This window comes from Embleya sp. L77, assembly GCF_055557415.1.
Map to the genome: position 1 here is coordinate 2,470,687 of NZ_CM145710.1, position 11,886 is coordinate 2,482,572.

Below are 11,886 nucleotides of genomic sequence, written 5' to 3' on the forward strand. Positions count from 1 at the left end.
TCGACGCCTGCGACCCTCCGGTGGGCCCGCGACCCGCACAACCGCGATCCCACCCCGTGCCACCCGATGCCGCAGCGCCGCCCCGCACGATCGGCCCTCCGGCGACGCCGGTGATCCCGGCGATCCGACGGCCGACGGCCGTGGAACGAAGATTACACGCTTGGAGCGCTCCAAAGAATGGAGCGCTCCACCCGGAACGACCCGAACACCCGCCGAACGGTCCGACGAATGGCTGTAATGCCCACCCGCTCTGGTGTGTCGGCGCCGCCGAGCGAAGGTTGCGAGTGAGTCTTGACACGCTCGGACGGCGGGTATCAGTCTTGGGGCGTTCCCGGATTGGAGCGCTCCAAAATGTGGAGCGTGCCGATGCGGAGGTGCTCCGCGAGCACGGCAGTCGGACGGTCGGCCGCCGAAGTCCCGTTGCCCACCTGCCCGGTCGGCCGGTCGCCCAATCACCGGTGGTCCGATCAACCGGTTGCCCACTCGTCCACTGGAGAAATGAATCTGATGCGTATCGGAGTCGCAGGCGTGGGGCGGATCGGCGCGATGCACGCGCGGAACCTCACGAGCCTGGAGACGGTCGACGAACTGGTCCTGTTCGACCCGCTACCGGGCCGGGCGGACGCCCTCGCGCGGGAACTCGGCGTCGAGGCGGTCGGCGACCCGGAGACCCTGCTCGGCACGGTCGACGGCGTCGTGGTGGCGACCCCCACCGACACCCACCCGCAGATGGTGCGGCGGACCGTGGCCGCCGGCGTACCGACGCTGTGCGAGAAGCCGATCGCCTCGGACATCGCCGCGATGATCGCCCTGATCGCGGACGTGGAGGCGAGCGGCGTGCCGGTCCTGGTCGGCTTCCAACGCCGATTCGACCCGGCCGTGGTGGAGTTGAAGCGCCGGCTGGACGCGGGCGAGATGGGTACGCCCTATCTGGTCCGCGCGGTCGGCCAGGACGCCGCGCCGCCGGACCTCGGCTACCTGCCCGCGTCCGGCGGGATCTTCCGCGACCTGCTCATCCACGACCTGGACGCGGTGCCGTGGCTGCTCGGCGAACCGGTCGTCGAGGTGTTCGCGAGCGGATCGGTGCTGGTGGACGAGGCGTTCGCGAAGGCGGACGACGTGGACAACGCGGTCGTGGTGCTGCGGTTCGCGAGCGGGGCACACGCGGTGCTCACCGGCGGGCGACACGATCCGGCGGGGTACGACCACCGGATCGAGGTGCTGGGCTCGACCCAGTCGCTTGCGGTGGGCCTGGATCCCCGGACCCCGCTGACCTCGCTGGAGGCGGACGGACCGCAGGCCGGCGCCGACGCCTATCCCGGCTTCCCGGAACGATTCGCGCTCGCCTACGGCAACGAGATGCGGGTGTTCGTCGAGGTGGTCGCCGGCCGGATGGCCAACCCGTCCCCGGTTCGCGACTCGCTGGCCAGCCTGGTGCTCGCGGACGCCTGCGAGCGGTCGCGCCGCGAGGGCCGGCCGATCGAGCCGGCGGCCGTACCGGCCGCGGCGAGCGCGTCGGTGCCGCCGACCACGGAGGTGGCCTGATGAGCACACCGCTTCCCCCGGCGACGCCCGGTGACCCGACTGCGGCGGCCACGCCCGCCGCGCCGGGCGCGCCCGCCGCCGTGGGCCCGTCGACCCCCCCGACGCCGCCGGCCGCGTCCTCGGCTTCGGCCGGTCCGGCCTCGTCGGACATCCGACTGGCGGGCGCGCCGATCTCCTGGGGCGTGTGCGAAGTACCCGGATGGGGGCCGATGTTGCCGGTGGACACGGTGCTGGGCGAGATGGCCGATCTCGGCCTGACCGCGACCGAGGCGGGCCCGCCCGGCTACCTGCCGGACGATCCCACCGTGCTCAAGGGCGTGTTGGAGCGGCACGGCCTGACCCTGGTCGGCTCGTTCGCCGCGCTCGTGCTGCACGAGCGGGACCGGGTCGCACAGGCGACCGACGCGGCGGAGCGCACGGCCGCGTTGATCGCCGCGGCCGGTGGCGAGGTGCTCGTGCTGGCCGCCGCCACCGGCCTGGACGGCTACGACACCCGCCCCGAACCGTCCGACGAGCAGTGGCGGTGCCTGATCGACACGGCCGACGAGGTCGCGCGGATCGCGCGGGGATACGGCCTGCGAACCACCCTGCACCCGCACGTGGGCACGCACGTGGAAACCCCGGCGGAGGTGGAGCGTTTCCTCGGCGACAGCGCCCTGCCGCTGTGCCTGGACACCGGCCACCTGCTGATCGGCGGGACCGACCCACTGGACCTGGTCCGCCGGCACCCCGACCGGATCGGGCACGTGCACCTCAAGGACGTGCACGCCGACACCGCCGCCCTCGTGCGATCCGGCGCGCTGACCTACGCCCAGGCCGTCGGGCGCGGCATCTATCGCCCGCTCGGCGAGGGCGACGTCCCGGTCGCCGAGATAGTGGCGACCCTGCGGGCGGCCGGATACCGCGACTGGTACGTGCTGGAACAGGACACCCGGCTGACCGACGATCCGGACGACGCGGCCCTGCCCCGGCACGACACCGCGCGCAGTCTGGCGCACCTGCGCGGCAACTGACGCCGACGCCCGCGCACGGCCGACGGGTCGGCGCGCCCTTGCCGGCCGCCCGGCCGGGTACGACATCGGTATCGGGCCGCGCGCCCGTACCGCCGCCCGCCGCCCGCCCATCGACGCGGATCCGCACCGACCGCGGACCGACTCCCGACCCGACCCGTTCGTCCCGACCGTCCCGACCGTCCCGAACGAGGAGTAATCGATGCCCCGACGTTCCCTCGGATTCGCCACCGCTCTAGGCGTATCCGCGCTCGTCCTCGCCGCATGCAGCAGCCCGTCCGGCGACGACCCGGATGCCGAGAAGACCCCCAAGGGCGCTCCCACCGCCGCGGCCAAGGGCAACAACACCGTGTCCGTGATCACCCACGGCTCGGCGGGGGACGCGTTCTGGAGCGTCGTGCAGAACGGCGCGCAGGACGCGGGCAAGAAGCTGGGCGTGGACGTCCAGTACCAGGGCAACGGCGACCCGGCCGGGCAGGCCCGGCTGATCGACAACGCGGTCACCCAGGGCGTGGGCGGCATCGTGGTCTCGATGGCCAACCCGGACGCGCTGGCGAATTCGATCAAGGCGGCCACCGCCAAGGGCATTCCGGTGATCACCATCAACTCGGGGCAGAGCAGGTCCACCGAGTTCGGTGCGATCGCGCACGTCGGCCAGGACGAGTCGATCGCCGGCGAGGCGGCCGGCGCCAAGCTCAAGCAGGCCGGCCGTACCAAGATGTTGTGCGTCATCCACGAGGCGGGCAACATCGGCCTGAACCAGCGCTGCGACGGCGCCAAGGCCGGCTTCGGCGGCCAGACCCAGACGCTCCAGGTGGACATCGGCAACCCCACCGACATCCAGGCCCGCATTCGCGGCGCGCTCCAGTCGGACTCCTCGATCGACGCCGTGCTCGCGCTCAACCCGCAGGTGGCCGCGGTCGCGGTGGGCGCCGTGGGCGATGCGAACTCCAAGGCGCAGATCGCCACCTTCGACCTCAACCCGGACGTGGTCACCGGGATCAAGGACGGCAAGATCGTCTTCGCGGTGGACCAGCAGCAATACCTCCAGGGCTACCTGCCGGTGATGATGATCAAGCTCTACCGGGACAACGCCAACACGGTCGGCGGCGGCAAGCCGGTACTGACCGGCCCCGGCTTCGTGGACAAGAACAACGTCGGCGCGGTGGCCGAGTACGCGCAGCGGGGGACCAGGTGAGCACGAGTCCCTCGACACCCTCGGCGCCCGCCGCGGCGGCCGGCGGCACGGCTCGTGCCGCGGCCGGCACCGCAGCCGGCGATCCCGGGCCGGACGAACGGCTCGCGCCGGCCCGACTCGTGCACCGGCTGCTGATCCGTCCCGAACTGGGCTCGCTGATCGGCGCCGTGCTGGTCATGTGCTTCTTCGCGATCGTCGCGGACGGCTTCTTCACCGCGTCCGGAGCCGCCACCTGGCTGGACGATTCGGCCACCCTGGGCATCATGGCGGTGGCCGTGGCGCTGCTGATGATCGGCGGCGAATTCGACCTGTCCGCCGGGGTGATGACCGCCTCGACCGCGCTCATCACGGCGATGCTGGCGACCAGGGCGGGCTGGTCGGTGTGGCCCGCGCTCGCGGTGTCGCTGGTGTTCGCACTCGCGGTCGGCGCGCTCAACGGCTGGCTCGTGGTGCGTACCGGACTGCCCAGCTTCATCATCACGCTGGGCACGTTCCTGGCCCTGCAGGGCCTCAACCTCGGGGTCACCCGACATGTGACGAACAGCGTCCAGGTCAGCGGGATGCGCTCGACCGACGGCTACGAGTCGGCCGGCCGGTTCTTCGCCTCGACCATGGCCCTCGCCGGCACCGAGATCCAGGTCTCGGTGTTGTGGTGGCTGGTACTGGCCGCGCTGGCGACCTGGCTGCTCGCGCGGACCCGGTTCGGCAACTGGATCTACGCCGTCGGCGGCGCCCCGGTCAGCGCGCGCAACGTCGGCGTCCCGGTGGACCGCACCAAGATCGTGTTGTTCATGACCACCGCGGGCGCCGGCTGGCTGGTCGGCTCGATCAACATCCTGCGCTACACCTCGGTCCAGGCCAATCAGGGCATCGGCCTGGAATTCCAGTACATCATCGCCGCGGTGATCGGGGGTTGCCTGCTCACCGGCGGCTACGGCTCGGCGATCGGCGCCGCGGTGGGTGCGCTGATCTTCGGCATGGCCCGCCAGGGCATCGTCTACGCGAAGTGGAACAGCGACTGGTTCCAGCTCTTCCTCGGCGTGATGCTGCTGGCGGCCGTCCTGGTCAACAACTCCTTCCGGCGCCGCGCGGAGAGGTCCCGTCGATGACGAATCCACCAGCTCGGCCGCCGGCCGAGGAGCCGACCACCGGCGAGAGCGCCACCGGCGTGCGGGCGGGCGCGACCAAGGCCGGGGCGAGCGGTCCCGGCACCGGTGCGCATCTGCTCGAACTGCGCGGCATCGGCAAGCGGTTCGGCAGCGTGATCGCCCTCGACGACGTCTCCACGTCGGTCGACGCCGGCGAGGTGACGTGCGTCCTGGGCGACAACGGCGCGGGCAAGTCGACCTTCATCAAGATCCTGGCGGGCGTACACGCCAACGACAGCGGCGCCTACCTCGTGGAGGGCACGCCGGTCCGGTTCTCCTCGCCCCGGCAGGCCCTCGACCGGGGCATCGCCACGGTCTACCAGGACCTGGCCGTGGTGCCGCTGATGAGCGTGTGGCGCAACTTCTTCCTCGGCTCCGAACCGCGCAAGGGCCGCGGCCCGTTCTCCCGGCTGGACATCGGCGCGGCACGCGACACCGCGCGCCGGGCGCTGTCGGACATGGGCATCGACCTGCGCGACGTCGAGCAGCCCGTGGGCACACTCTCCGGCGGCGAGCGACAGTGCGTGGCGATCGCGCGGGCCATGCACTTCGGCGCCAAGGTGCTGATCCTGGACGAGCCGACCGCCGCGCTCGGCGTCAAACAGGCGGGCGTCGTGCTCCGCTACATCGCCCGGGCCCGGGACCGCGGTCTGGGCGTCGTGTTCATCACCCACAACCCGCACCACGCCTACCCGGTGGGAGACCGCTTCCTGTTGCTCAACCGCGGCCGCAGCCAGGGCTGCTTCGGCAAATCCGAGATCACCGTGGCCGAACTCACCCGACAGATGGCCGGCGGCGCCGAACTCGAGGCACTCGCCCACGAGTTGGATGCGGAGGTGAAGACATGACGGGCCCGACGGCGGCCGGGCCGGCGCGGGCCGCCGACGGTGTGCGGCCCCCGCTCGGCCCGGCCTCGGGGCCGGCCCCGGACGTGCTCACGGTCGGGCGCGTGGGGGTGGACCTGTATCCGCAACAGAGCGGCGTCCCGCTGGAGCGGGTCGAGACCTTCGCCAGGTCGCTCGGCGGCACCGCCACCAACGTGGCGGTCGCCGCCGCCCGGCTGGGCCGCCGCTCCGCGGTGCTGACCAAGGTCGGCGCCGACCCGTTCGGCACCTACGTGCGCACCGCGCTGACCGACTTCGGCGTCGACCCCACGTGGGTGGCCACCCACGAACGGCTGCTCACCCCGGTGGTGTTCTGCGCCCTCGACCCGCCCGAGGACCCGCCGCTGCTGTTCTACCGACTCCCGGTGGCCCCCGATCTCACGCTCACCGACGAGGACGTGCCGTGGGACCTGGTTCGCGACGTGCCGGTGTTGTGGGTGACCGGCACCGGCGTGAGCACCGAGCCCTCGCGCGGCACCCATCGGCGGATGCTCGCCGCGCGGGGCCGACGCGCGCACACCGTGCTCGACCTCGACTACCGGCCGATGTTCTGGTCCGACCCGGCCGCCGCCACCCGACACATCGGCGACCTTGTGGACGAGGCCACGGTCGTGGTGGGCAACCGGACCGAGGTGGCGATCGCGGTCGGCACCGCGGACCCGGACGAGGCGGCCCGCCGACTGCTCGACCGCGGCGTGCGGCTGGTCCTGGTCAAGAAGGGCGGCGAAGGCGTCCTGGTGGCCACGCCCGAGGGCAGCACCACCATCGCCCCCCGCCGGGTCGAGGCGGTGTGCGGGCTCGGCGCGGGCGACGCCTTCGGCGGGGCCCTCGTGCACGGCCTGCTCGCCGGCTGGGACCCGGAACGCATCGCCGAATACGCCAACGCCGCCGGGGCGCTGGTCGCCGCCCGACTCGCGTGCGCCGACGCGATGCCCACCGATGCGGACATCGAGGAACTCGTGAACCACCCGATGCTGGAGAACCGAACGTGATCAGCGACCGCGACTGGACCAACCTGCTGGCGACCCGGGCGAACCGGCCCGACGCGGTACGCACCGCCTATGCCGAGCGCCGGCGCCGGCCGCGCCTGCTCTCCGCGCACGGCACCCTCTTCCTGGTCGCCGCCGACCACCCCGGGCGCGGCTCGCTCGGGGTGGGCACCGACCCGCTCGCCATGGCCGACCGCCGCGACCTGCTCGGCCGACTGGTCGACGCCCTGGAACACCCGGACGTGGACGGGGTCCTGGGCACCCCCGACGTGATCGAGGAACTGCTGCTCCTGGGCGTGTTGGAGGACAAGGTGGTGATCGGTTCGATGAACCGGGGCGGCCTGTCCGGCGCGTCCTGGGAGATCGACGACCGCTTCACCGGCTACGACGCGGACGCGATCCGCCGATACCGGCTCGACGGCGGCAAGATGCTGCTGCGCATCGTCGACGAGGACGCGGGCACGATACCCACGCTGGAGGGTTGCGCCCGCGCGGTGAGCGAACTGGCCGAGCACGGGATCCTGGCGATGATCGAACCGCTGCCCTACCGGCGCGACGCCTGTGGACGACTGGTCCTCGACCGCGGCACCGCCGCCAACGTGCGCGCGGTCACCGTCGCCTCGGCGCTGGGCACCACCTCCGCCTACACGTGGCTCAAGCTGCCCGCCACCGAGGAACCGGACCGGGTGGCCGGCGCGACCACCCTGCCGACCGTGGTACTGGGCGGCGTGCCCTCGGCCGACCCGCAGGCCGACCTGTCCTCGTGGGGGCGCGCCCTGGCCCAACCGGCCGTCCGCGGCCTGGTGGTGGGCCGTGCGCTGCTGTACCCGGCGGACGGGGACGTGCGCGGCGCGGTGGCCGCCGCCGCGCGGGTGCTGCGCGCCGCCGACCCGCGAGCGATCGAGGTGATCGTGTGAACGACCCGACCCTGTTCCACCCCTGGGGCACCGCCACCGGCGCCGAGGATCCGCTGCTGATCACTCCCGAACTCGCCGGCTGGCGGCACAGCGGCCTGCGGGTGATCCACCTGCCCCCCGGCGGCCGGCGGGACCTGGCGACCGGCGAGCACGAGGTCGCGGTGATCCCGCTGGCCGGCTCGGCGACCGTGCAGACCGAGGGCCGCCGCTTCGAACTCGTCGGACGCGAGAGCGTGTTCACCGCGGTGTCGGACTTCGCGTACGTACCGCGCGACGCCGAACTGCGGCTGTCCAGCGAGCACGGCTGCCAACTCGCGCTCGCCTCGGCGCGGGCCCGCCGGCGGCTGGACCCGGCGTACGGCCCGGCGACCGGCGTGCCGGTCGAGGTGCGCGGCGCCGGGCGCGCGACCCGGCAGGCGAACAACCTGATGACCCCCGACGTGTTCGAGGCGGACAGGCTGATCGTCTGCGAGATCCTCACCCCGGACGGCAACTGGTCCTCGTACCCGCCGCACAAGCACGACACGGCGAGCGCGCACGAGAGCGTCAACGAGGAGATCTACTTCTTCCGGGTGGCCGGGCGGGACGGACGCACGCCCGACCGGACCGGCTTCGGCCTGCACCGCACCTACACCACCGACGGCGCGATCGACGAGACGGTGACCGTCCGCGACGGCGACGTGTTCCTCGTCCCGCGCGGTTACCACGGTCCCTGCGTGGCCTGCCCCGGACACCACCTCTACTACCTCAACGTGATGGCCGGCCCGGGCGACGAGCGGGCGATGCTCGCCTGCGACGACCCCGCCCACCACTGGGTACGGGAGAGCTGGGCCGAACAGACGCCCGATCCCAGGTGCCCGATGACCCCGCTGCCGACGCCGGATGGAGGAAACCGATGAGCACGCCGACGCCCGCGGCCGGCCCGACGCCCGGGGCGACCGTGCGGCTGACCACCGCGCAGGCCCTGGTGCGCTGGCTGGTGGCCCAGGAGAGCGAACTCCTCGACGGCAGCCGGGCCAGGCTCTTCCCCGGCGTGTTCGCCATCTTCGGCCACGGCAACGTGCTCGGTCTGGGCGACGCGCTGCACGAGGCCGGCGCGGCGATGCCGGTCTGGCGCGGCCAGAACGAACAGGGCATGGCGCTGGCCGCGGTCGGCTACGCCCGCGCCACCCAGCGCCGCCAGGTGCTCACGGCCACCTCCTCGATCGGGCCCGGCGCGCTGAACATGGTCACCGCGGCGGGCGTCGCGCACGCCAACCGGCTGCCGCTGCTTCTGCTGGTCGGCGACACCTTCGCGAGCCGCGCCCCGGATCCGGTGCTGCAACAGGTCGAGCACTTCCACGACCCGAGCACGACCGTCAACGACGCCTTCCGCGCGGTCAGTCGCTACTGGGACCGGATCACCCGGCCGGAACAGCTGATCGCCACCCTCCCGCACGTGGCCCGGGTGCTGACCGACCCGGCCGACTGCGGGCCGGTCACCCTCGCACTGCCGCAGGACGTCCAGGCCGAGGCGTACGACTTCCCGGTGAGTCTGTTCGCGCCGCGCCTGCACCGGCCGCCGCGACCGCGCGCCGACCTGCGCGAACTCGCGGACGCGGCGGAGCTGTTGCGCGAGGCGAGGCGCCCGCTGCTGGTGGTCGGCGGCGGGGTGCGCTACTCCGGCGCGGCGCGCGAGGTGCTGGCGATGGCGCAGGCGCACGGTGTCCCGTTCGCCGAGACGGTCGCGGGACGCACGCTGCTCCCGCACGACCACCCCCTGCACGCCGGACCGCTCGGGGTGACCGGCTCCGCCTCGGCCAACGCGCTCGCCGCCGACGCCGACCTGATCCTGGCCGTCGGCACCCGCCTCCAGGACTTCACCACCGCGTCGTGGAGCGTGTTCGCCGCCGACGCGCGCCTGGTGTCGATCAACGCGGCCCGGTTCGACGCGGTCAAGCGGCGCGCCGCCCCGGTGACCGCGGACGCCCGCGAGGCGCTGCGCGAACTCGGGCCGCTGCTGGGCGAATGGCGGGCGGACCCGGCCTGGACCGCGCGGGCCGAGGGCGAACGACGGGCGTGGGACGGCGTGGTCGATCGGCTGCGCGAGGCGGGCGAGCCGGCCGTGCCGCCGACGTACGCGCAGGTGGTGGGCGTGGTCAACACGATCTCCGGGCCCGACGACTACGTGCTCACCGCGGCGGGCGGGCTGCCCGGTGAACTGGTCGGCGGCTGGCGGTCCCACGGCCCGGTCGGCGCGGCGACGATGGACGTCGAGTACGGGTTCTCCTGCATGGGCTACGAGATCGCAGGCGCGTGGGGCGCGGCGATGGCGCGGCCGGCGGGCGTGGTCACCACCCTGCTGGGCGACGGTTCCTACCTGATGCTCAACTCCGAGCTGTACTCGGCGGTCCTGTCCGGACACCGGTTCGTCGCGGTGGTCTGCGACAACGGCGGATACGCGGTGATCGCCCGACTCCAGGAGGGCCAAGGCGCGGCACCGTTCAACAACATGATCACCGACTGCCGGGGTCCGGGCGCCGCAGCCGACCACCGGGTCGATTTCGCCGCGCACGCCGCGGCGTTGGGCGCCGAGGTGTTCACCGCGGACACGGTGGAGGAGTTGGCGAAGGCGTACGCGGCGGCGCGGGCGGCGCGTCGGCCCGCCGTGGTGGTCGTGCGCACCCGGCCGGATCGGTGGACCGAGGCCGGCGCGTGGTGGGAGGTGGGCGTGCCGGAGGTGTCGGTGCGGCCGGAGGTGACCGCGGCGCGCGAGCGCATGGACCTGGCCCGGGCCGAGCGGGTACGCAAGGGCTGAGGCCGCGAACGGCCCGCGAACGGTGCTCGACCACCGGTCGCGGGCCCGCGCGGTGTCCCGACGTGGCGCCCGGTCAGGCCGCGATCGGCCGGGCGGGCAACCCGGCGCCGGCCCTGGCCTGGGCGAACGAGCGCAGCAGCCGGTCGTGGATGGCGCCGTTGGAGGCCACCAACTCGCCGTCGCCGGGCTTCCAGTCGGCACCCTCGAACGTGGTGGCCCGCCCGCCGGCCTCGCGGACCAGGATCGCGCCGGGCGCCCAGTCCCACGGGCCGCAGCGCTGTTCCCAGTACGCGTCCAGGCGCCCGGCCGCCACCCACGACAGGTCGATGCCCGCGCAGCCCAGCCGGCGCACGTCACGGGTGTCGTTGACCACGGACAGGAACTCGGCCAGGTTGTTGTCCGGATCGGTGGCCCGGGACGGCGGGAAGCCGGTGGCGATCACACTGCGGCCCAGCGTGCGGGTGTCGGATACGTGCAGGCGCTTGCGGCCCTCGTAGGCGCCGCGGCCGGCCTCGGCCCAGTAGGTCCGGCGTCGGGTGGCGTCGGCGACCACGCCGAGGGCGAGTTTTTCGCCGTCCCAGAACGCGATCGCGCAGGCGTAGTGCGGCAGTCCGTGCGCGAAGTTGGTGGTGCCGTCGAGCGGATCCACGAACCAGGTCGGCCGACGCAGATCCAACTCGGCCAGCCCGCCGCCCTCTTCGCCGACCACCGCGTCCTGCGGATAGTGGTTGCCCAGCCAGGCCCGGACCAGTTTCTCCACCCGCAGGTCGGTCGCGGTGACCAGGTCCGCGGCGGAGGACTTGAGCCGGATCCGCCGAGGACGCCCGGCTCTGCGAATGGTCTGGGCGGCCTCTCGGGCGACGCGCAGAGCCGCGAGCGTACGGGGAAGGGGAAAGACCACGGTGTCGCTCCTTGCCTACGGCGGTCGATGAAGCCGATGCCCGATCGATCGGGGGCCGAGGGTCGGCCCACGCGATCGGCCTGCGGCCCTCGCCCCACGCGAAAGCCGTCCCCGGGGCGTGTCCTCGGTCCCGGCCGTGGTGCCCGGCGGGCATGGAGGACACGTCCTGCATCGGATCGCCGTCGTGCAATAGATTGCCCCTGCATTATGTCGAGGGCCGCCGCCGTCCACCACCAAGTTGGCTGCGCCCGGGCGCGACCACCCGGGCATTCGCCGTCGTGGTCACGGGAGTTGCGGGTCGTGCACCGGCAGCCGGTCGCACCCCGGCGCCGCCGGCAGACCACCTCGGGGGCCTTGCCGCCCGGCCGAATGCGATGAACGATCCACGACTTCCACCCGATGCGGACCACCGACCCGCATCGACGAGCCGGCCCCGGGCAGTCGATCGACGACTCCGTGAGGTGACGTCGTGATCACCCTATGGGTGCACGCGTCCC

10 protein-coding genes are annotated in these 11,886 nt (G+C 73.3%); 9 read left to right on the forward strand and 1 reads right to left on the reverse strand.

Annotated elements, in window-relative coordinates; genetic code table 11:
• Positions 1-507 precede the first annotated feature (507 nt).
• The 9 genes from ACZOOI_RS40560 to iolD all read left to right on the forward strand — a co-directional run bounded on the left by ACZOOI_RS40560 (position 508) and on the right by iolD (position 10,488).
• Positions 508-1,545, forward strand: a complete 1,038-nt coding sequence (locus ACZOOI_RS40560; RefSeq protein WP_465281826.1) for a Gfo/Idh/MocA family protein — start codon at positions 508-510, stop codon at positions 1,543-1,545.
• Positions 1,545-2,558 (forward strand): TIM barrel protein, encoded by a 1,014-nt coding sequence (locus tag ACZOOI_RS40565; RefSeq protein ID WP_465281827.1) that lies wholly within the window; start codon positions 1,545-1,547, stop codon positions 2,556-2,558. Before ACZOOI_RS40560 ends, ACZOOI_RS40565 begins: the two co-directional genes overlap by 1 nt.
• Before the next feature lie 199 nt (positions 2,559-2,757).
• On the forward strand, positions 2,758-3,753 hold the full coding sequence (locus ACZOOI_RS40570; RefSeq protein WP_465281828.1) for a sugar ABC transporter substrate-binding protein: 996 nt from the start codon (positions 2,758-2,760) through the stop codon (positions 3,751-3,753).
• Entirely contained in the window at positions 3,750-4,862 is a 1,113-nt protein-coding gene (locus tag ACZOOI_RS40575; RefSeq protein WP_465281829.1) for an ABC transporter permease, read from the forward strand. The genes ACZOOI_RS40570 and ACZOOI_RS40575 overlap by 4 nt, the downstream gene beginning before the upstream one ends.
• Positions 4,859-5,749 carry an ATP-binding cassette domain-containing protein gene (locus ACZOOI_RS40580; RefSeq protein ID WP_465281830.1) on the forward strand — a complete coding sequence of 297 codons (891 nt, stop codon included), beginning with the start codon at positions 4,859-4,861 and terminating at the stop codon, positions 5,747-5,749. Before ACZOOI_RS40575 ends, ACZOOI_RS40580 begins: the two co-directional genes overlap by 4 nt.
• Positions 5,746-6,777 (forward strand): 5-dehydro-2-deoxygluconokinase, encoded by a 1,032-nt coding sequence (iolC, locus tag ACZOOI_RS40585; RefSeq protein WP_465281831.1) that lies wholly within the window; start codon positions 5,746-5,748, stop codon positions 6,775-6,777. Before ACZOOI_RS40580 ends, iolC begins: the two co-directional genes overlap by 4 nt.
• Positions 6,774-7,691 carry a Cgl0159 family (beta/alpha)8-fold protein gene (locus tag ACZOOI_RS40590; RefSeq protein ID WP_465281832.1) on the forward strand — a complete coding sequence of 306 codons (918 nt, stop codon included), beginning with the start codon at positions 6,774-6,776 and terminating at the stop codon, positions 7,689-7,691. Before iolC ends, ACZOOI_RS40590 begins: the two co-directional genes overlap by 4 nt.
• Positions 7,688-8,590, forward strand: coding sequence for a 5-deoxy-glucuronate isomerase (iolB, locus tag ACZOOI_RS40595; protein WP_465281833.1), 903 nt, complete (start codon positions 7,688-7,690; stop codon positions 8,588-8,590). Before ACZOOI_RS40590 ends, iolB begins: the two co-directional genes overlap by 4 nt.
• Positions 8,587-10,488, forward strand: coding sequence for a 3D-(3,5/4)-trihydroxycyclohexane-1,2-dione acylhydrolase (decyclizing) (gene iolD, locus ACZOOI_RS40600; protein ID WP_465281834.1), 1,902 nt, complete (start codon positions 8,587-8,589; stop codon positions 10,486-10,488). Before iolB ends, iolD begins: the two co-directional genes overlap by 4 nt.
• A gap of 73 nt (positions 10,489-10,561) precedes the next feature.
• Here the strand turns inward: iolD and ACZOOI_RS40605 are convergent, their stop codons facing one another.
• Positions 10,562-11,389, reverse strand: a complete 828-nt coding sequence (locus tag ACZOOI_RS40605; protein ID WP_465281835.1) for an inositol monophosphatase family protein — start codon at positions 11,387-11,389, stop codon at positions 10,562-10,564.
• Positions 11,390-11,886: the final 497 nt, after the last annotated feature.